Below are 17,852 nucleotides of genomic sequence, written 5' to 3'. Positions count from 1 at the left end.
GACTCCGTGACAAGAGTCGGTTGAATCTCGGGGAATCGATTTTCAAGTTTTCCCCAACTTGCTGGGCGTGAGAGTCATTTATGCAACATAGTTGTTGATAGGTCGAGCGCCTCGGGATGGCTGCTTGACGCATGCAGCGAAACCTCAGTTTTGTTGACATTGCAGTGCGAAAAGTAAATAGTGCTGCTCGCCGCCGAAAGGCGGCATTTTTAATTTTCCGGACCTGCTTTCCTTAGCCGGAGTCCGGCTGCTGATGATTGCTGATAGGAGATCGCGCCATGGCTGAAGCCGCGCTTTACGACACCTACTCTCGTGCCCCGCTGCGGTTCGAGCGAGGAGAAGGCGTGTGGCTGATCAGCGAAACGGGCGAGCGATATCTTGATTTCGGCGCGGGCGTTGCCGTCACCTCCGTTGGCCACAGCCATCCGCATGTGGTTGGCGCGCTGAAGGAGCAGGCCGACAAGGTCTGGCATCTGTCCAACATCTATGAGATCCCGGGTCAGGAAACACTGGCAAAGCGGCTGACCGATGCGACCTTCGCCGATAAGGTGTTCTTCACGAACTCCGGCGCAGAAGCCTTGGAATGCGCGATCAAGACCGCGCGCCGCTATCAGTTTTCCAAGGGCCATCCCGAGCGGTTCCATATCATCACCTTTGAAGGCGCCTTCCATGGCCGTACGCTGGCGACGATTGCCGCCGGTGGCCAGGAGAAATACCTCGAAGGCTTCGGTCCCAAGGCGCCTGGCTTCGATCAGGGGCCGTTCGGTGATCTCGATGCAGTCCGCAGCGCCATCACAAATGAAACGGCCGCGATCCTCATCGAACCTATTCAGGGGGAAGGCGGCGTCCGCCCGGCGACGAACGAGTTCCTGAAGGCACTTCGCGCGATCTGCGACGAGCATGGTCTGCTGCTGATTTTCGATGAAGTGCAGACCGGCATGGGCCGCACGGGCAAGCTCTTTGCGCATGAGTGGTCAGGCGCTACCCCCGATATCATGGCGGTTGCCAAGGGTATCGGCGGCGGCTTCCCGCTCGGAGCCTGCCTTGCCACGGCAGAGGCCGCTTCCGGCATGAAGGCCGGCACGCATGGCTCCACTTATGGCGGCAATCCGCTCGCCATGGCAGTTGGCAGTGCCGTGCTCGACGTGATCCTCGCGGAGGGCTTCCTGCAGCAGGTGCGTGACGTCTCGCTGGTATTCCGCCAAGGGCTGGCCTCGCTCAAGGATCGCTATCCTGATATCATCGAGGATATCAGGGGCGAGGGGCTGCTGCTCGGCGTCAAGGCCGCCGTGTCGTCCTCCGAACTGCTGCAGGCGATCCGTGACGCCCATCTGCTCGGCGTACCCGCTGGCGACAATGTCATTCGTCTTCTGCCGCCTCTGGTCGTCACTGCTGACGAAGCCCGCGAGGGCCTTGCCCGCCTCGAACGCGCCGCCGAAAGCGTGCGCGCTACGAAGGTCAAGAAGACGGCTTAATGGATAGTGCCCGTCGGAAGGCGGGCGTGATAGGTAACGATAATGGCTTCCCCCAAACACTTCCTCGATCTCTCCGCCGTCGCGGCATCGGACCTGCGGCTCATTATGGATGACGCAATCTCGCGCAAGCAGGCCTTCAAGGCCGGGCAGGGCGACAAGCCACTCGCCGGCAAGATGCTGGCGATGATCTTCGAAAAGCCCTCGACCCGTACCCGCGTGTCCTTCGACGTTGGCATGCGCCAGCTCGGGGGCGAGACGCTGTTCCTGTCGGGCACCGAAATGCAGCTCGGCCGCGCCGAGACGATCGGTGACACGGCCAAGGTGCTGTCGCGCTATGTCGACGCGATCATGATCCGCACGACCGATCATGCCCGCATGCTGGAGCTCGCCGAGCATGCAACCGTTCCTGTCATCAACGCATTGACGGATGATACGCACCCCTGCCAGATCATGGCTGATGTCATGACCTTCGAAGAGCACCGCGGCCCGATCAAGGGCAAGACGATCGCCTGGACCGGCGACGGCAACAACGTGCTGCATTCGTTGGTCGAAGGAGCCGCGCGTTTTGGCTACCGCATGAATATGGCGGTGCCCCTTGGTTCCGAGCCAAAGGATCACTATCTGAACTGGGCCCGCAATGAGGGCGCCGAAATCATGCTTTACCATGATGCAGACCGTGCGGTCGCCGGCGTCGATTGTGTGGTGACCGATACCTGGGTCTCCATGAATCAGGAACATCGGGCCCGTGGTCACAACGTATTCCAGCCTTATCAGGTCAATTCGGCTTTGATGGCGCAGGCCGACAAGGATGCATTGTTCATGCATTGCCTGCCCGCCCATCGTGGTGAGGAAGTTACGGACGAGGTGATCGACGGCCCGCAATCCGTGGTCTTCGATGAAGCGGAAAACCGTCTTCATGCGCAGAAGTCGATTCTTGCTTGGTGCCTGGGCGCGATCTGAACCATACTGGACGCCACGTTTGGCCGGAAGGCCCGTTGGCCGCGCGAGCGGATGGACACTCTTGTCTGCCGCTCTCAGACTAGGAGAAGACCATGGCAGAACCTGCAGCCACCCTCGGCGAATTCAATTTCGCCGGCGATGATCATGTCGTTCCGTTTCAGGTTGAGGGACTGGATGTGCGCGGTCGCGCCGTCCAGCTCGGGCCGATGCTGGACGCGATCCTCGAGCGCCATCGCTATCCTGCGCCCGTCGCGCGGCTTCTTGCCGAAGTCGTTGTGCTGACGGTGCTGCTCGGCACGTCGCTGAAATTTGAAGGCAAGTTCACGGTCCAGACCAAGGGCGACGGCCCGGTGGACCTGCTTGTTTGCGATTTCTCGACGCCTGAGAACGTGCGTGCCTACGCACGCTTCAACCAGGGCCTCCTCGACAGGGCCGTTGCGGCAGGGCAGATCGAGCCCGAACAGCTTCTCGGCAAGGGCATGCTGGCCTTTACGATCGATCAGGGCAAGTTTTCCCAACCCTACCAGGGTATCGTTGCGCTCGACGGTGCGACCCTTGAAGAGATTGCCGGCACCTATTTCCGCCAGTCTGAGCAGATCCCGACGCGGGTGCGTCTTGCTGCGGCCGAACTCTTCGATCGCGACGACGCGGGCAAGCCGCGCCACCGCTGGCGGGCTGGCGGTCTTGTCGCCCAGTTCCTGCCGGAAGCGCCGGAGCGCATGCGCCAGCCGGATCTTCACGGCGGCGACGGCGATAGGACTGGCGGCACCCACAAGGAAGACGATGCCTGGATGGAAGCCCGCTCGCTCGTCGACACGATCGACGCCGACGAACTGACGGATCCGCAAGTCGGCACCGAGCGGCTGCTATATCGTCTGTTCCACGAGCGTGGGGTTCGCGTCTACGAACCGCGCGAGGTCTTCGATCGCTGCAGCTGTTCCCGCGAAAAGATCAAGGGGGTGCTGAAGGGCTTCTCGGCGGAGGAAATTGATGCCAGCCAGGAAGACGGCGCAATTTCGGTCACCTGCGAATTCTGCTCGACGACCTATCGTTTCGAAGTGGAAGAGGTGGCAGAGCCTGCGGAGTGATCAGTTCAGGACTCTCAGCAGCCCTGGCGAATCCAGTGAGAAGGCGGGTATTTCGACATTGAAAAGCTCGCCTTCGTCCGTTTCCATCTGGTAGTGGCCGAACATCAGCCCCGACGGCGTATCCAGCGGGCAGCCCGAGGAATATTCATAGGTATCGCCGGGCGCGAGCCGCGGCTGTTCGCCCACGACGCCGGCGCCCGTGACCTCATCGACGAGGCCGTTCTGGTCGGTGATGTTCCAATAGCGGTTCACCAGTCGCACGGACTTGTCGGAATTGTTGCTGATGACGATCCGGTAGCCCCAGACATAGCGATCGTCCTCCGGATCGGATTGCTCCTCCAGATAAAAAGGTTCGACGACGACTTCAATGTCTCGTGTAAGGGCGCGGTACATGCCTACACCATAGTCAATATACGTTACCGGTATCTTATACGACAGCCGATCCGTCAATAAACCGATAGTCGATCACGTCCGTAATGCCTGTAAAGGCAAGAAGTTTCGCCACTTAAGCCTGACTTTGACCTGTCTTGGGTGGGGCAAAGCAGCATGTGGCGGTCGGCCGGATTTGCGTCAATCCGGCCGATGTAGGCTGATCAGGCGTTCACTTTTGCGAGAGCCTGGGCGAAGTCCTCGATCAGGTCGTCCGTGTCCTCGATGCCCGCGGAAAGACGAACGGTACCGCCGGAAATGCCGAGCTCCGCCCGTGCTTCGTCGGTCAGGTTCTTGTGCGTCGTCGTAGCCGGATGCGTGATCAGGCTCTTGGCGTCGCCCAGATTGTTGGAGATCTTGACGACCTGCAGGGCGTTTTGGAGCGCGAAAGCAGCTTCCTTGCCGCCCTTGAGTTCGATGGCGACCAGTGTCGAGCCACCCTTCATCTGCTTGGCGACGATGTCGGCCTGCGGATGATCGTTGCGGCCGGGATAGATGACCTTGGCGACCTTCGGCTGATCGGCCAGGAAGTCGGCGATCTTCGATGCGTTTTCGGTCTGCTGCTTGACGCGCAGCGGCAGCGTCTCGAGTCCCTTCAGCAGCGTCCATGCCGTGAACGGCGACATGGCCGGGCCGGTGTGGCGGTAGTAGTCCTGAAGGTTCTCGTTGACCCATTCCCGGTCGGAGAGGATGACGCCACCGAGGCTGCGGCCCTGGCCGTCGATGTGCTTGGTGGCCGAATAGACGACGATATGGGCGCCGAGCTCGAGCGGCTTCTGGAAGATCGGCGTGGCGAAGACGTTGTCGACCACGACCTTGGCGCCGATCTGGTTGGCGAGCTTGGCGACGCCGGCAATGTCTATCACCTCGAGTGTCGGATTGGTCGGGCTTTCCAGGAAGAACACCTTGGTGTTCGGGCGGATCGCCTTTTCCCAGTTTTCCAGATGGCGACCGTCGACCAGCGTGCATTCGATACCGTATTTCGGGGCGAGCGTCTCGACGACCCAGCGGCAGGAGCCGAAGAGGGCGCGGGCGGCAACGATGTGGTCGCCGGCCTTCACCTGGCAGAGGATTGCGGCGGTGACGGCTGCCATGCCGGAGGCCGTGGCGCGGGCTTCCTCTGCGCCTTCCAGTGCGCACATGCGCTTCTCGAACATGTCGTTTGTCGGGCTGCCGTAGCGAGCGTAGATATAGCCTTCCGTTTCGCCCTTGAAGCGCGCTTCGGCCGCTTCCGCGCTCTCATAGACGAAGCCTTGCGTGAGGTAGATGGCTTCCGAGGTCTCGCCATATTGCGAGCGCAAAGAACCGTCGTGAACGAGTTGGGTTGCGGGGCGCCAAGTCTTGCTCATGAATCACCACTTTCAAACAACAAAAAAACCGGCCGCGAAAGCAGACCGGTTTTGCACCCGGTCCTTTTAGCCACTTGTTTAACGTGGCTGCAAGCCGACCGGCCAAATCACCACGGGATAAAAGTGCAATACTGCCGTTCTATGCTTGCGTCAATTCCTTGAGTTTGGTTTTGTCTCCCACGAATATGGATGGGGCATGATGGCTCGCGAAACAGGAATTTTGGCGGATCGCGCGATAGGCGCGCTCTTTGAGGCGGGACGTCTCACCAGCGAGCGCGATTTGGACCACGACCAGATCCAACCGGCAAGCCTTGACCTCAGGCTTGGCGCGAAGGCATTCCGCGTTCGCGCGAGCTTCATGCCGGGTCCTTCCCATTTGGTGTCCGATAAGCTCGATCGCCTCAGCCTCCACGTCGTCGACCTCAGCGAAGGCGCCGTGCTGGAGACCGGCTGTGTCTACATCGTTCCCTTGATGGAGCGCCTCGACCTGCCGGCCGACATGTCGGCCTCGGCCAATCCCAAAAGCTCGACCGGACGTCTTGATATCTTCACCCGCGTCATCACTGACTACGCGCAGGAGTTCGACAAAATCCCGGCTGGCTATTCCGGCCCGCTCTATCTCGAAATCAGTCCGCGTACTTTCCCGATCGTCGTGCGTCGAGGCTCGCGCCTGTCGCAGATCCGCTTCCGGGTCGGCCATTCGATACTTGGGGAGCCGGAATTGCTCGCGCTCCACGATGCCGAAACGCTGGTCGCCAGCAAGCTGCCGAACGTCTCCGGCGGCGGCATTGCCCTGTCGATTGATTTGGCCGGCGACAAGGATGGACTGATCGGCTACCGCGGTAAGCACCACACTGCAGTCGTCGATGTCGACAAGAAGGCGCAGCACGACATCTATGACTTCTGGGAACCTCTCTATAGCCGCGGTCGCAACGAACTGATCCTGGATCCGGACGAGTTTTATATTCTCGTCTCGCGCGAAGCCATCCATGTGCCACCGCACTACGCGGCAGAGATGACCCCCTTCGATCCGTTGGTTGGCGAATTTCGCGTGCATTATGCAGGCTTCTTCGACCCCGGCTTCGGCCACGTCCCCGCCGGCGGCCGCGGCAGCCGCGCCGTGCTCGAGGTCCGCAGCCACGAGGTTCCCTTCATCCTCGAGGACGGCCAGATCGTCGGTCGCCTCGTCTATGAGCATATGCAGGAGCACCCCGAGAGCCTCTACGGCTCCGGCCTCGGCTCCAATTATCAGGCCCAGGGCCTGAAACTCTCGAAGCACTTCCGCATCTGACAACGCCGATGCCCGCTTGACAGCGGCACCCATCTATTGGAAATCTCGCTCCAACGCGGGTGTAGCTCAATGGTAGAGCAGCAGCTTCCCAAGCTGAATACGAGGGTTCGATTCCCTTCACCCGCTCCAACTTCAGATGGTTTTGCTGGGACTGAGCGGATTTCAGCCGCACTGTGGTCTGAGCGTGGTGCCCACGTGGGCCGCCGTCGTTCGCTGTCTTGCTCCACGAGGAAAGAACGCCCTTAAGAGGTAGCCTCGAAGGAAATTGACATAGTTGACAATCCTCTAATAAACATAGTTAATTTTTAACTATTCTCCGATATCACGGGAACGCAGGCGACCCCTTGGTCGTTGTCGGCATGATCAGGAGGAGTTGCAGGATGCTTTTGAAGATTTTCACGGCGAAGCGCGAGATCCGGGAGAATGGCGATACCGGCACTTACGCTGACGGCTACTATGCGCCGGAAGTGGTTCTTGCGTCTGCGCGCGATGACGATCGTGCTTCCTATGAGCGCGATTATGGTCGCGGCCGCAAGGTCGAGCAAATTCCGCTCGGGTTTGCCTGAGCACCCTTTTTAGCTTCCGTCTTGTGCGGCAGCCGGGCCATGGCTCGCTGTTTGAAGTCGGAAGTCTATAATCGAAAAGGGCGGTATTGAGCCGCCCTTTGCTTTTGTACCGTTTTGCTGGGATCAGAATTCCGTCCAATCGGCGTCGTCGCGTGGGCTCGAAGAGGCGCTGCCTGCACCAAATGCGCTTGCAAGTTTCTGCCCAAGCGCCCGAGCCGGCGAGCTAGAGGGGCGGGTGACACCCGGAGTGGCGATGCGGACGGGTGCCATTCTGGCTGCGACCGGCGGCGCGGCCGGCCGTGGCGCCGAATGGATGTGAGTGCCCTGCAGCGGCGCTGCCGCGGCAATGTTAGCGCTGAAACTGCCAGTGCCGGTCAGCTTGAACTGGTCGAGCAGGTTGTTGAGTGTCGCCGCTTCCGTCGCGAGCTTGTGGCTCGCCGTCGTGCTTTCCTCGACCATGGCCGCATTCTTCTGCGTTCCCTGGTCCATCGAGTTCACCGCCGTGTTGATCTCCTGCAGGCCGGACGATTGCTCGCGGGCGGCCTCGGCGATCGCGTCGACGTGCTGGTTGATCTCCTGAACCTCGTGAACGATCGCATCAAGCGCCTTGCCGGTTTCGCCGACAAGCGACACGCCCGTCTGCACATGGTCGCCCGATGTGGTGATCAGTGACTTGATCTCCCTGGCGGCATTGGCCGAGCGCTGTGCAAGTTCGCGCACCTCCTGGGCAACGACGGCAAAGCCCTTGCCGGCTTCACCGGCGCGCGCGGCCTCGACGCCGGCGTTGAGGGCCAGAAGATTGGTCTGGAAGGCGATGTCGTCGATGACGCCGATGATGTTGCCGATCTCCGCGGAGGATTGCGCGATCTGCTGCATGGCGTTGACGGCCTTGCTGACCACTTGGCCGGACTTTTCTGCACCGGCGCGCGTGCGTGCCACGAGCCCACGTGCTTCCTCGGCACGCTTGGCGGCATCCTTCACGGTGGTGGTGATCTCCTCGAGGGCCGCTGCCGTCTCCTCGACGGACGCTGCCTGCTGCTCGGTGCGCTTCGAAAGCTCGTCCGCCGAGGCGCGGATCTCGGTTGCGCCGGCAGTGATGGCGCGGGCGTTGGCGCCGACCGTCTGCATAGTGTCGTTCAAGCGCAGGATCGAGTTGTTGAAATCCTGTCGCAGACTATCGAGGTCGCCGACAAACGCCGTGTCGATCCGAGATGCGAGGTCGCCTGCGGCCAGCCGGCGTAAGCCGTCGCCAAGCGCGCTGACCGCGCGCGAGAGATCGGCAGCCTCGGTTGCGCGCTGAGCTTCACGTTCTCGGCGTTCGCTGTCGCTGAGATTGCGGCTCTTTTCGGCCTCGCCCTCAAGCCGGATACGATCGACCGCATTGTCGCGGAAGACGGCAACGGCGCCGGCCATCTGGCCAACCTCGTCACGACGGTCGAGGCCGTCGATGGCGCCGTGCGTATCTCCCTCGGCAAGCTGAGCCATCCGGTCACGCAGACGAACCATGGGCGTGGTGATCCCCGATTGCGCGACCCACACAGAAAGGCCGATCGCGCCCATGACAGCGAGCCCGATCAGTACGAAACTGAGAGTGATGCGCTGGTTGACTCTAACGGAGAGCGCGTCGCCGCCATCGTTCAGCAATGCCATCAGCGCATCATTGTTGGCGATCATTTTCGGAGTGACCGTGTTCAGCTTCGCATTGAGCATGCTGGCTGCAAGCTGCGCGCCGGCACTGTCCTTTGCCTTGGCGAGGTCGATGACCTTGCTGGAAAGCGCTTCCATCTCGGCGATGCCGACGAGGATGTCGTCAATCGCCGGCTTGCGGCTAGGTACCAAGGCCGCCGCCTGTTCCAGGCGTTCGCGCGCTTGAGGCATCTTGCTTGGCGTCGTGAGCGCCGTATTGAAAGCCGGCGTCTCCGGCTTGAGGCCGGCGATAAGCGTGACCTGCAGCACGGCAGCGGTTGCCGAGGCGCTGGCGCGCGATGCCTGCATGGCTGCCAGTGCCTCGTTATCGATGAAGGCGCTGTAGGTGGCATCGGCGCCGCGGAATTCGGTGATGACATAAACGAGGCCCCCGAGCGCGATCGCCCCGAGAAGCGCGACGACAGAAATGATCTTCGTCCGGATTTTCAAGTTCTTCAGCATGGCTATGTCCAGTCGCTTGACCCGACCGCGGGCGGGCCGACTATTGAAGCATTTTATGTCGCGGGATACGGCATGGTGGGATGCCCGGAAGGCTCGACATGCGCATCATGCATTCGGCCCGTGAGCCGGCGTCGTCCTGGCGAATAGAATGGGACATTGCTTAATGTGGCCCTAACGCTTGGTATCTGTCCCCGGAAAAAATTTCGGGTCCCGCCGCCTAGGGACGAGTCATGCTAAGCGCGGCGCAACTTCTCACTGGTGCTGACAGGGACACGAGGCGTCTTGTCCCAGAAGAAGGGCTTTCTCGGCAGCTCGAGAAGGGCGCGCCATGCCGCCACCGAGATCATCAGCCAATAGAGCGGGACATAGATCCAGCGCCAGCCGATGCTGCGTTTTTCCTCACGCAGCATCGCGACCCTGCCGAGCAGCAGAAAGAGGTCGTAGCTTGCCGCCATATTGGCAAGATCGAGGAGCAAGAGCGCGCCTTCGCTGCTGCCGGCGGGCGGAAAGCCGAGCGCTAGGTAGCCGGCGGTGGTGACAAGGAGCATGATCAGCCAGGGATGGGTGAGAGAGGAAAGCAGCATTCCTCCGATCAGCAACTGGAACACCAGAAAGCCGCCCACGCCCATCTCGCGCGGGAGGCGCGCTGGCTCGCGCATCACCAGGTTTCGGGCTTCCGGCACGATCGCCAGCATGCCTTTGCTGATGTAGTCCAGCCGGACGCAGCGAGCCTGCAGAAGCTGCTGTCGAGTGCCTTGTCATCGTTGACGAGGGAGCTGTCGATTGCCGAAAGAAAGGGAAGCCGGAGCCCGCGCGCCAGGGATGCGTAATAGCTGTCGGCATCGATGGAGCCGCTTGCAATGAGTTCCTGTTCGATGCTCGCGCCGTTGCGGCGTGCGACCTGCATCGCGCGGGCGATTGTCGGCCTGCCGATGCCGAGTTGCAGCAGAACCTCTGCTTCCTGCTGGTAGGAATCGTTTACCGCGCGCAGGCGGCGCGCCGTGGCGTATTGAACCATCATCCAAGAGCGTGCGGATCTTCGATCCCGCCCGACGCATATTCCCCGACACGCATGACTCTGATACACCGTTTCCAGAATGGCAGTGCATGCTTTCCCCGAGGCCGATCATAATGATGCAATTTAAACTGGCATCCCTGAATCTTAAGGGGCTATGCAGCTTTTGGCTGTCTTTGATTGTGTTTTTCTGCCCGCTCTCGTTGTCAGCGCAGGAGGCGACGCCAGGCTTGCCGCTGCTTTTCGATTCCAGGGAGCGCCTTGCCAAACCGGATCTTTCGTCGCTCGTCCGCCTGCGTTTCCTGACGACGATCGACTTTCCACCGTTCAATTTTACCGATCAGAATGGCAAGCTTTCCGGTTTCAACGTCGATCTCGCCCGCGAGATCTGTAACGAGCTGGAGATTGCCAGCAAATGCCAGATCCAGGCGCTGCCGTTCGCTGACCTGAATGCCGCGCTCGCGGCCTCGCAGGGCGATGCCGTGATTGCCGGCGTCGCCGTCAGCGAGGAGCTGCGGCGACAGTTCGCCTTTTCGCGCCCCTATCTCATGCTGCCCGCCCGCTTCGTTCGAAACGTAAAGGCTTCCATCAAGGGCGAGAATGCCAGCGCTCTGGCCGATCATCCGGTCGGCGTCGTCAAGGCGACGGCGCACGAAGCCATGCTGGCGGCCTATTTCCCGAAGGTGAAGGCCGTACCCTTCGACAGCAAGGACGCCCTTCTTGCAGCACTCAAGGATGGCAAGCTGGAGGCCGTCTTCGCGGATTCCCTCCAGCTCTCCTTCTGGGTTTCGTCGGAGGCCTCGGCGAAATGCTGCGCGCTGTTCGACGGGCCTTATCTCTCCGAGCAGTTTCTCGGCGAAGGCATGACGATCATGCTCCGTCAGAAGGACGATGTCCTTACGGCAGCGCTCGATCACGCGCTGGCAGCGCTGTCGCGCAGTGGCCGCCTGCAGGAAATCTACCTGCGCTACTTCCCTTACGGCCTGTATTAAACCTGAAAGGCTCTAGCCCTTGCGAAAGCGCGCGATCGCGCTGCGCTCGATGGCGGCGCAAGTGAGCTTATCGAGGCCGAGGCGGTCGCGAAGCAGGCTGAGAAGGCGCAGCTCTTCCGCCTTCACCGAGAGATCGGCGGAAGCAATTTCGACCGCGAGCGCATAGGCCGTGTCGTAGAGGCGCGACGGCAGCGTGTCCTTGACGGTTTCGAGCACGATGTCGAGCCCTTCGGGACCAGCCAGCAGTCCCGCGCAATCGCGCGCGATAGAAATCAGCTTTTCGTCGTCGAAATCACGGAAGACCGGCAGGAAGCCGATCAGTTGGCCGATGCGCTCCATCTCGCGATCGTTCATCGTGCTGTCGACGGCGGATGCCATCACCATCACGTAGATCAAGGCGTCATGGGCGGAAAGCGGCTTGTTCATGTCTCGATGATCCCTTCGAAGTGAGGCCAGAGTCTAGGAGTTGCCCAGCGACATTACAAGCCGTCGGGCGGCAGATCGGAAGGCAGATCCTCAGGACCGCTGGTTTCTGCGAGGCTGCGAGGGTCGTTGCCGTGGATGCCTTTGCCCGCCTGTTTTGCCTTCTCGCCGGCCTCGGCGAGCGCAGATCCCTTCGCCGCCTCTGCCCAGCCGTTTTCGACGAGCCACTGTGAAATGTCCTGCGTGCCGATCCTGCAGGCGGCCGTGACGGTACCGGTCCATTCCGCACTGTCGAGATCGCAGCGGACGGCCCTGAGGCGCAGCAGCAGCCGCAGATTGGTCTTTGCCAGCATCCCGCATGGCCACTCACGGCCCCCGCTGTCGATGCATGTCTTGTCCGCCGGCGTGGGGTCGATGCCGGCAAGCTGCAGGCGACGGTCGCCAAACGCCAGGACACCGGCGCTTTCCGCGATCGGGCGAACAAGGTTCACGCCCCTGTCTTTGGCAGGGTTTGCCGGTTGCTCCGGCACAACGGGCGCGATGCGCTCGAGTGGCTTGCCGTCGATGACCGCAGGGTAGAACTGGCTGGCCTCGTCGACACGCCGCGCATTCATGCTGGCTTCGGGATTTGGGGTCGGTTGAGCCGTCGGAGCGGGGGGCGGCACTTGCGCTTCCATCGGCGCTGCCGTTTCCGCCGGATCAATGGTCGAGCCAAGCCGCTGTCCGCCGGCCGCAATCAGGTCGGCAACAATTCCGATCCCTGCAACAGCCGTGAGAATTGCCGCAGGACGCATGGAATATCTTCCTACTGGCTGGCCCAGATGATGCGGGCGATCCAATCCACGTCGGAAAGTTCAATTGTTCGGTTGGGATGCTCCGGGTTGAGCGACATCAATTCGATCGATCGCGGGCTCTGGCGCAACAGCACCTTCGCCATCACTTCGCCTTCGCGCGTCTTGACGACGACGCGATCATTGCGGCGAACCTGCGCGCCAGGCTCGACGATCAAGACGTCGCCGTCGCGGTAGAGCGGCATCATGCTCTCGCCCTGGACTTCGAGCGCATAGACGCCTGCCTTCTGCGAGGGTGCGGCCGGGAACTCCACAACGTCCCAGCCTTGCCCAGCCGGAAAGCCGCCATCATCGAAGAAGCCGCCGGCACCGGCCTGCGCAAAGCCAAGCAGCGGAATCGAGCTGCCCTGCCGCGGGAAAGCGCCTTCCGGAAGACTGGAAAAGCTCCCTGCCGGCCGCATGAACGTCAGGAACTGCTCCATGCTGGCGCCCGTTGCATCCAGCACCTTGGCGATCGATTCCGTCGACGGCCAGCGCAACCGCCCATCGGCGGAGAGCCGCTTGGACTTGTTGAAGGAGGTTGGATCGAGCCCCGCGCGCCGGGCAAGACCTGAAGGCGTCAGTTCATGCCGTTCGGCAAGCCTGTCGATCGCCCCCCAAATCTGCTCGTGTGACAGCATGTCGCCTGATTCCTGCGCGCCTGCGCGCCTGCGCCATCGTTCAACGACGAAATATTAACCGCAAGCCCAGCGGGAGTAAAGAGAAGAAAGGAATAAAATCCTGTCTCGCCTCAGGCGACCATGGCCATGTTGATCTTGCCGAGCTGAATCACCGCCTGCGTACGGCTGTCGACATCGAGCTTGAGCAGGATAGCCGAGACATGCGCCTTGATCGTCGCCTCGGAAACGCCGAGCTCATAGGCGATCTGCTTGTTGAGAAGACCTTCCGCCAGCATCGTCAGCACACGGCTCTGCTGCGGTGTCAGCGTGTGCAGCCGGTGGATCAGGTCGGCGACGTCAGGATCCTGTTCCTGCCCGTCCCGATAAGTCTCGGGGGTCGCGATATCGCCGGCAAGGACCGTCTGGATACCGCGGCGAATGTCGTCGATCCCGGAGGATTTGGAGATGAAGCCGGATGCGCCGAGTTCGAGCGCGCGACGGATCGTCGTGGCGTCATCCGTCGCGGAAATGATGACGATCGGCAGCCCGGCGAATTCGGAGCGAAGCGCCATCAGGCCGGAAAAGCCGCTGACACCAGGCATCGATAGATCGAGCAGCATCAGGTCCGCTTCGGGATGTGATCCAGCCGCCATGCGCGCTGCGGCAAAATCGCCGGCCTCCACGATCTGGGGATGGCCTTCCATACCTATCACTGCCTGGCGCAGCGCATCCCGGAAAAGCGGGTGGTCGTCGGCAATGATGATTGTCTGTTCCTGCATCGATAGCTCCCTCCCAAGAGCTCGATCGCCGAGCCATGCCTCGTGCCTCCGCACGATACATGCCTCCATTCGGAGGTGACTATATCAAATCATGTCTTTTGCGGAAGGGCGTTGCGCTCCTCCTCGCTTCGGAATTCCTTGACTATCCCCATGAAGCTCCGCATCCAGCGCTCCATGATGCCGATCGAACGGTTGATCTCCTCGTCGGAGGGAAGCGCCTTGTTGACGATGCTTTTGTTCTCCAGCGCCGTGACGCGGGCCGAAAGCCGGTCGAGTTCCTGCTCATAGGCCGCCCGCTCATCGGCGGCCATCCGGCAGACGAGCGCGCCGTCCTTCTCCTCGCAAAGCGACATGGCGCCGGTCTGCTTGTCGAGACGTACGAAGTGGTCGCCGCTACGCTCCAATTGAAAGCGCAATGCGTCGGTTTCGGCCGCATGAACGCCGAGCGGCAGGAGAAGCGCGAAAAGGCCGATTGCGATATTTCTCATGGTTTCCTCCGGAAATCTCGGCGGCCTCCGCATTTTTCACGGCGAGGCGTGGACATCACCGCCGCTTTGCGGCAAAGCCCGGGAAAGACCAGCCATTCTGAGGTTATCATGACCCTGACACCAACGCTTTACAAGATCGTGACGGAAACGCTCTGGCAGGAGGCGAGGGGAGCCGGCGTTTTTCGTGGCGCGCCGATCGACCTTACGGACGGCTACATCCACTTCTCGACAGCCGCCCAGGTCAGGCAGACTGCGGCGCTTCACTTCGCCGGCCAGGCGGGGCTTCTGCTCGTTGCCGTCGATAGCAGCAAGTTCGGCGACGAACTCGTCTTCGAACCCTCGCGCGGCGGCGCTCTCTTTCCACACCTCTATGCGGAATTGCCGATGTCGGCCGTGTTATGGGAGGCGCCGCTGCCGCTCGATGTCGCCGGCCAGCACCTCTTTCCGGATCTTGCGCCATGATCGAGCTTTTCAAGCACGCCGCCCGCAAGGGTCTCTTCCTCTTCGACCCCGAAACCGCTCATGGCATGTCGATTGCCGCACTGAAGGCAGGCGCCGTGCCGGCCTGCCGGATCGCCCCCGATCCGCGCCTGCGGCAGAGCGTTGCCGGGCTCGATTTCGTTAATCCGATCGGCATGGCGGCCGGCTACGACAAGAACGCCGAGGTTCCGGAAGCGTTGCTGAAGATCGGCTTCGGTTTCACCGAGATCGGCACCGTGACGCCGAAGCCGCAGCCCGGCAATCCGCGCCCGCGCATCTTCCGGCTGGTCGAGGATGAAGGCGTCATCAATCGCCTCGGCTTCAACAACGAAGGCCACGACGCTGCCTTCGCGCGCCTGTCGGCCATTCGCGGCAACGGCATGATCGGCGTCAACATCGGCGCCAACAAGGACAGCGAGGACCGCATTGTCGACTATGTCCTCGGCATCCGCCGGTTTTATTCGGTCGCCCGCTATTTCACCGCCAATATCTCATCACCGAACACGCCGGGCCTGCGCGATTTGCAGGCGCGCGAAAGCCTCGCCGCGCTCTTGTCGGCAGTGCTTGCCGCCCGCGATGCCGAAGCCGAAAAGGCAGGCAGAAAGATCCCCGTCTTCCTGAAGATCGCGCCTGATCTGACGGAAGAGGGGCTGGACGATATCGCCGCCGAAGCGCTGTCGCATGCCCTGGACGGCCTGATCGTTTCGAACACCACGCTTTCCCGCGAGGGCCTCAGGGACCAGCGTCAGGCGAAGGAGGCCGGCGGGCTTTCCGGCAAGCCGCTGTTCGACAAATCGACCGCCGTTCTCGCCAAAATGCGCAAACGCGTCGGCCCAGGCCTGCCGATCATCGGCGTCGGCGGCGTCTCGTCCGCCGGCACCGCGCTCGAGAAGATCAAGGCCGGTGCCGATCTCGTGCAGCTCTATTCCTGCATGGTCTATGAGGGGCCGGGCCTCCCGGGCACGATCGTTCGCGGCCTGTCGAAGCTGCTCGATCGCGAGCAGGTCAGATCCATCCGCGACCTCAGGGATACGAGAACGGACTACTGGGCAGGACGGAACGTCTGATCCGCCCGCGGCCGCACAAGCATCGCCAGGAAGACACCGCGAAACAGCAGGAAGCCGTTCATCGCCAGCCATAGGCCATGATTGCCGAACAGCGGCACGAAAACGGCCAGCGCTATGAGATAGCCGGCAAACGACATGAGCATCCGGTTGCGCATGTCGGTCGACCAGGTGGCGCCGATGAAGACACCGTCCATCAGGAAGGCCAGCGTCCCCGTAAGTCCGGTGACGGCGGCCCAGGGCAGGTAGGTTTCGGCCGCCTGCTGCACCTCCGGCGAGGTGGTTAGCACCGAAATCAACCATGGACCGGCCAGCAGGAAGAACACGGAAATGAGGCCGGCAAGCCCGAAGGACCAGAGCGCCGTCAGCTTCAGGCCACGCTCGAAGGCCGGCCGGTATCGCGCGCCGATCGCCCGTCCGGTGATCTGCTCTGCCGCGTTGGCCAGTCCGTCGAGATAATATCCGGAGAGCAGGAAGAAGTTCATCAGCACGGCGTTGGCGGCCAGCGTGACCGCTCCGAAGCTCGTGCCGATCCGCGTCATCAGAGTGAAAGCGGCGAGCAGCACGAAGGTGCGGATCAGGATGTCGCGGTTCAGCGCGAAAAGCTCGGCGAGGCGATGCCGGGAGAAGATCTCCGTGCGTGTCGGCCGATGCGCGCGATCGAAGCCGCGAAGGACAATCAGCAAGCCGACGACAGCACCGGCTGTCTCGCCGACCATCGTACCCCAGGCGACGCCCGCCACGCCCCAGTCAAGCCAGAGGCCGAGATAGATCGCCAGTATGATGTTGATGCCGTTGATGATCGTCTGCAGCAACAGGCCAACGGTGCCCTGGCCGCGGCCGAGCACGAAGCCGAGGATCGCGTAATTGGCAAGCGCTGCCGGGCCGGCAAGGATGCGGATGGAGAAATAGGTGCTGGTGGCGGCCGCAACGGCGCTCTCCGGTCCCATCAGCTTCAGCCCGGCTGCGAGTAGCAGTGGCGAAAGACAGAGAAGCGCTATGCCGCAGCCGAGCGCGGAGATCAGCGCTCGCCAGAAGACGCCCTGCTGGGCGTGCCGGTCGTGCCGTCCGAAGGCCTGCGCCGTCAGTCCGGTCGTGGAGGCGCGCAGGAAGTTGAAGCTGCCGAGGATAAGGTCGAAGAGCATGGCGCCGATCGCAAGCCCTGCCAGCGCATCCGGCTGACCCATGTGGCCGACGACGCCGGTGTCGACGAGGCCAAGGAGCGGCGTCGTCATGAAGCCGAGCGTCATCGGAATTGCAATCGACAGCACCAGTCGGTGCGTCACGTCGAATGCCAGCCTGTTCTCGTGACCGTGCGTATCCATGTCTGCCTCTGAGGAAGGAGGCAGAATCGCCTCAGCCGGAAAGCACCATTGCCCAATAGGGCACGCTTTTGGAAGCAGAATTGCGTGCTACCGCAACGCCGAGACCATTGTAACGACCGAGCATGTTCTCCAGATGGTGCGGAGAGTTGATCCAGGCGGTCACAACGGCCGGCACCGACTGTTGGCCGGCCGCGATGTTTTCGGCGGCCGGCATCTGTACGCCGCTTGCCTTGACGCGCGGGCCGAAGCCGTCGCCGATCCCCATCACGTGCTTCATCTTGCCTGCCGATGCCATGCGCTTGGCCTGGAACATCGCGGCATCCTTGGCAGCGGGATCCGCCGAAAGCGGCGGCAATCCGTTCTTGGCGCGCAACTGATTGACTAGCGGCAGAGCGTCCGCCGTTTCGTCTTCGCCATCAGAAGGCATGGAAGCGAACTTGGGCGCGGTCGTGCAGCTTGCAACACCGGCGACCAGCACGAGGCCGGATATGTGTAGTAGCCCACGCCGCGAGAGGATGAGAGAGGTCATA

At 61.9% G+C, this 17,852-nt stretch carries 20 protein-coding genes, 1 tRNA gene and 1 riboswitch; of the genes, 9 read left to right on the top strand and 12 right to left on the bottom strand.

Going from position 1 to position 17,852, the window contains the following annotated elements:
• Positions 1-278 precede the first annotated feature (278 nt).
• The 3 genes from AS026_RS27670 (at position 279) to AS026_RS27660 (ending at position 3,523) form a co-directional block, all read left to right on the top strand.
• Positions 279-1,475, top strand: a complete 1,197-nt coding sequence (locus AS026_RS27670; RefSeq protein WP_062373333.1) for an aspartate aminotransferase family protein — start codon at positions 279-281, stop codon at positions 1,473-1,475.
• Positions 1,476-1,517: 42 nt separating this feature from the next.
• Positions 1,518-2,435 (top strand): ornithine carbamoyltransferase, encoded by a 918-nt coding sequence (gene argF, locus AS026_RS27665; RefSeq protein ID WP_062373330.1) that lies wholly within the window; start codon positions 1,518-1,520, stop codon positions 2,433-2,435.
• A 92-nt stretch (positions 2,436-2,527) separates the two neighbouring features.
• Positions 2,528-3,523, top strand: a complete 996-nt coding sequence (locus tag AS026_RS27660; protein ID WP_018857622.1) for an Hsp33 family molecular chaperone — start codon at positions 2,528-2,530, stop codon at positions 3,521-3,523.
• Here the strand turns inward: AS026_RS27660 and apaG are convergent, their stop codons facing one another.
• Both apaG and AS026_RS27650 read right to left on the bottom strand, forming a co-directional pair.
• Positions 3,524-3,916, bottom strand: a complete 393-nt coding sequence (gene apaG / locus AS026_RS27655) for a Co2+/Mg2+ efflux protein ApaG (RefSeq protein ID WP_018857621.1) — start codon at positions 3,914-3,916, stop codon at positions 3,524-3,526.
• A 200-nt stretch (positions 3,917-4,116) separates the two neighbouring features.
• Positions 4,117-5,301: an O-succinylhomoserine sulfhydrylase gene (locus AS026_RS27650; protein WP_018857620.1), complete on the bottom strand. Its 1,185-nt coding sequence runs from the start codon at positions 5,299-5,301 to the stop codon at positions 4,117-4,119.
• A gap of 45 nt (positions 5,302-5,346) precedes the next feature.
• Positions 5,347-5,425: riboswitch (SAM riboswitch) on the bottom strand.
• 72 nt (positions 5,426-5,497) lie between these two features.
• Between AS026_RS27650 and AS026_RS27645 the strand changes: the two genes are divergently transcribed.
• The 3 genes from AS026_RS27645 (at position 5,498) to AS026_RS27635 (ending at position 7,158) form a co-directional block, all read left to right on the top strand.
• Entirely contained in the window at positions 5,498-6,592 is a 1,095-nt protein-coding gene (locus tag AS026_RS27645; protein ID WP_062373327.1) for a 2'-deoxycytidine 5'-triphosphate deaminase, read from the top strand.
• A 55-nt stretch (positions 6,593-6,647) separates the two neighbouring features.
• Positions 6,648-6,721, top strand: a tRNA-Gly gene (locus AS026_RS27640).
• Positions 6,722-6,972: 251 nt separating this feature from the next.
• Positions 6,973-7,158 (top strand): hypothetical protein, encoded by a 186-nt coding sequence (locus AS026_RS27635; RefSeq protein WP_018857618.1) that lies wholly within the window; start codon positions 6,973-6,975, stop codon positions 7,156-7,158.
• Positions 7,159-7,281: 123 nt separating this feature from the next.
• On the opposite strand, the gene AS026_RS27630 is transcribed toward AS026_RS27635, so the two are convergent.
• The 3 genes from AS026_RS27630 to AS026_RS27620 all read right to left on the bottom strand — a co-directional run bounded on the left by AS026_RS27630 (position 7,282) and on the right by AS026_RS27620 (position 10,324).
• Positions 7,282-9,306 carry a methyl-accepting chemotaxis protein gene (locus AS026_RS27630; RefSeq protein WP_062373324.1) on the bottom strand — a complete coding sequence of 675 codons (2,025 nt, stop codon included), beginning with the start codon at positions 9,304-9,306 and terminating at the stop codon, positions 7,282-7,284.
• A gap of 233 nt (positions 9,307-9,539) precedes the next feature.
• Positions 9,540-10,001 (bottom strand): hypothetical protein, encoded by a 462-nt coding sequence (locus AS026_RS27625; protein ID WP_131815351.1) that lies wholly within the window; start codon positions 9,999-10,001, stop codon positions 9,540-9,542.
• A complete protein-coding gene (locus tag AS026_RS27620; protein ID WP_131815350.1) occupies positions 9,965-10,324 on the bottom strand; it encodes a hypothetical protein in 360 nt (119 codons plus the stop codon). Before AS026_RS27620 ends, AS026_RS27625 begins: the two co-directional genes overlap by 37 nt.
• Positions 10,325-10,437: 113 nt before the next feature.
• Between AS026_RS27620 and AS026_RS27615 the strand changes: the two genes are divergently transcribed.
• Entirely contained in the window at positions 10,438-11,313 is an 876-nt protein-coding gene (locus AS026_RS27615) for a transporter substrate-binding domain-containing protein (protein WP_062373314.1), read from the top strand.
• A 12-nt stretch (positions 11,314-11,325) separates the two neighbouring features.
• Here the strand turns inward: AS026_RS27615 and AS026_RS27610 are convergent, their stop codons facing one another.
• The 5 genes from AS026_RS27610 to AS026_RS27590 form a co-directional block, all read right to left on the bottom strand.
• A complete protein-coding gene (locus tag AS026_RS27610) occupies positions 11,326-11,739 on the bottom strand; it encodes a tellurite resistance TerB family protein (RefSeq protein ID WP_018858613.1) in 414 nt (137 codons plus the stop codon).
• Positions 11,740-11,792: 53 nt separating this feature from the next.
• A complete protein-coding gene (locus AS026_RS27605) occupies positions 11,793-12,530 on the bottom strand; it encodes a thermonuclease family protein (RefSeq protein ID WP_062373311.1) in 738 nt (245 codons plus the stop codon).
• Between the two features lie 11 nt (positions 12,531-12,541).
• Positions 12,542-13,207, bottom strand: a complete 666-nt coding sequence (locus tag AS026_RS27600; RefSeq protein WP_062373308.1) for a S24 family peptidase — start codon at positions 13,205-13,207, stop codon at positions 12,542-12,544.
• 110 nt (positions 13,208-13,317) lie between these two features.
• Positions 13,318-13,965 (bottom strand): response regulator, encoded by a 648-nt coding sequence (locus AS026_RS27595; protein ID WP_062373304.1) that lies wholly within the window; start codon positions 13,963-13,965, stop codon positions 13,318-13,320.
• Between the two features lie 89 nt (positions 13,966-14,054).
• The gene (locus AS026_RS27590) at positions 14,055-14,453 is read right to left on the bottom strand and encodes a hypothetical protein (protein WP_018858609.1); all 399 of its coding nucleotides are present in this window, start codon (positions 14,451-14,453) and stop codon (positions 14,055-14,057) included.
• 108 nt (positions 14,454-14,561) lie between these two features.
• Here AS026_RS27590 and AS026_RS27585 point away from each other — a divergent pair, with 108 nt between their 5' ends.
• Entirely contained in the window at positions 14,562-14,915 is a 354-nt protein-coding gene (locus AS026_RS27585) for a DUF952 domain-containing protein (RefSeq protein WP_205634495.1), read from the top strand.
• Entirely contained in the window at positions 14,912-16,000 is a 1,089-nt protein-coding gene (locus AS026_RS27580) for a quinone-dependent dihydroorotate dehydrogenase (protein WP_062373298.1), read from the top strand. Before AS026_RS27585 ends, AS026_RS27580 begins: the two co-directional genes overlap by 4 nt.
• Here the strand turns inward: AS026_RS27580 and AS026_RS27575 are convergent.
• Both AS026_RS27575 and AS026_RS27570 read right to left on the bottom strand, forming a co-directional pair.
• Positions 15,976-17,322: an MATE family efflux transporter gene (locus AS026_RS27575; protein ID WP_062373294.1), complete on the bottom strand. Its 1,347-nt coding sequence runs from the start codon at positions 17,320-17,322 to the stop codon at positions 15,976-15,978. The two genes, AS026_RS27580 and AS026_RS27575, sit on opposite strands and share 25 nt — an antisense overlap.
• Before the next feature lie 31 nt (positions 17,323-17,353).
• The gene (locus AS026_RS27570) at positions 17,354-17,851 is read right to left on the bottom strand and encodes a CAP domain-containing protein (protein ID WP_062373291.1); all 498 of its coding nucleotides are present in this window, start codon (positions 17,849-17,851) and stop codon (positions 17,354-17,356) included.
• Position 17,852 lies beyond the last annotated feature (1 nt).

This window comes from Rhizobium altiplani (genome assembly GCF_001542405.1).
GTDB classification, from domain to species: Bacteria; Pseudomonadota; Alphaproteobacteria; order Rhizobiales; family Rhizobiaceae; genus Rhizobium; species Rhizobium altiplani.
Note: the sequence above shows the minus strand (reverse complement) of the source record. Positions and strands in the feature narration are given on the sequence as shown.

Coding starts and splice junctions, on each gene's coding strand:
- AS026_RS27615 (WP_062373314.1), top strand. CDS start 10,438: ATGATGCAATTTAAACTGGCATCCCTGAATCTTAAGGGGCTATGCAGC.
- AS026_RS27595 (WP_062373304.1), bottom strand. CDS start 13,965: ATGCAGGAACAGACAATCATCATTGCCGACGACCACCCGCTTTTCCGG.
- AS026_RS27630 (WP_062373324.1), bottom strand. CDS start 9,306: ATGCTGAAGAACTTGAAAATCCGGACGAAGATCATTTCTGTCGTCGCG.
- AS026_RS27645 (WP_062373327.1), top strand. CDS start 5,498: ATGATGGCTCGCGAAACAGGAATTTTGGCGGATCGCGCGATAGGCGCG.
- AS026_RS27670 (WP_062373333.1), top strand. CDS start 279: ATGGCTGAAGCCGCGCTTTACGACACCTACTCTCGTGCCCCGCTGCGG.
- apaG (WP_018857621.1), bottom strand. CDS start 3,916: ATGTACCGCGCCCTTACACGAGACATTGAAGTCGTCGTCGAACCTTTT.
- AS026_RS27660 (WP_018857622.1), top strand. CDS start 2,528: ATGGCAGAACCTGCAGCCACCCTCGGCGAATTCAATTTCGCCGGCGAT.
- AS026_RS27625 (WP_131815351.1), bottom strand. CDS start 10,001: ATGCTGGCGATCGTGCCGGAAGCCCGAAACCTGGTGATGCGCGAGCCA.
- AS026_RS27575 (WP_062373294.1), bottom strand. CDS start 17,322: ATGGATACGCACGGTCACGAGAACAGGCTGGCATTCGACGTGACGCAC.
- AS026_RS27620 (WP_131815350.1), bottom strand. CDS start 10,324: ATGGTTCAATACGCCACGGCGCGCCGCCTGCGCGCGGTAAACGATTCC.
- argF (WP_062373330.1), top strand. CDS start 1,518: ATGGCTTCCCCCAAACACTTCCTCGATCTCTCCGCCGTCGCGGCATCG.
- AS026_RS27590 (WP_018858609.1), bottom strand. CDS start 14,453: ATGAGAAATATCGCAATCGGCCTTTTCGCGCTTCTCCTGCCGCTCGGC.
- AS026_RS27610 (WP_018858613.1), bottom strand. CDS start 11,739: ATGAACAAGCCGCTTTCCGCCCATGACGCCTTGATCTACGTGATGGTG.
- AS026_RS27635 (WP_018857618.1), top strand. CDS start 6,973: ATGCTTTTGAAGATTTTCACGGCGAAGCGCGAGATCCGGGAGAATGGC.
- AS026_RS27580 (WP_062373298.1), top strand. CDS start 14,912: ATGATCGAGCTTTTCAAGCACGCCGCCCGCAAGGGTCTCTTCCTCTTC.
- AS026_RS27570 (WP_062373291.1), bottom strand. CDS start 17,851: ATGACCTCTCTCATCCTCTCGCGGCGTGGGCTACTACACATATCCGGC.
- AS026_RS27600 (WP_062373308.1), bottom strand. CDS start 13,207: ATGCTGTCACACGAGCAGATTTGGGGGGCGATCGACAGGCTTGCCGAA.
- AS026_RS27585 (WP_205634495.1), top strand. CDS start 14,562: ATGACCCTGACACCAACGCTTTACAAGATCGTGACGGAAACGCTCTGG.
- AS026_RS27650 (WP_018857620.1), bottom strand. CDS start 5,301: ATGAGCAAGACTTGGCGCCCCGCAACCCAACTCGTTCACGACGGTTCT.
- AS026_RS27605 (WP_062373311.1), bottom strand. CDS start 12,530: ATGCGTCCTGCGGCAATTCTCACGGCTGTTGCAGGGATCGGAATTGTT.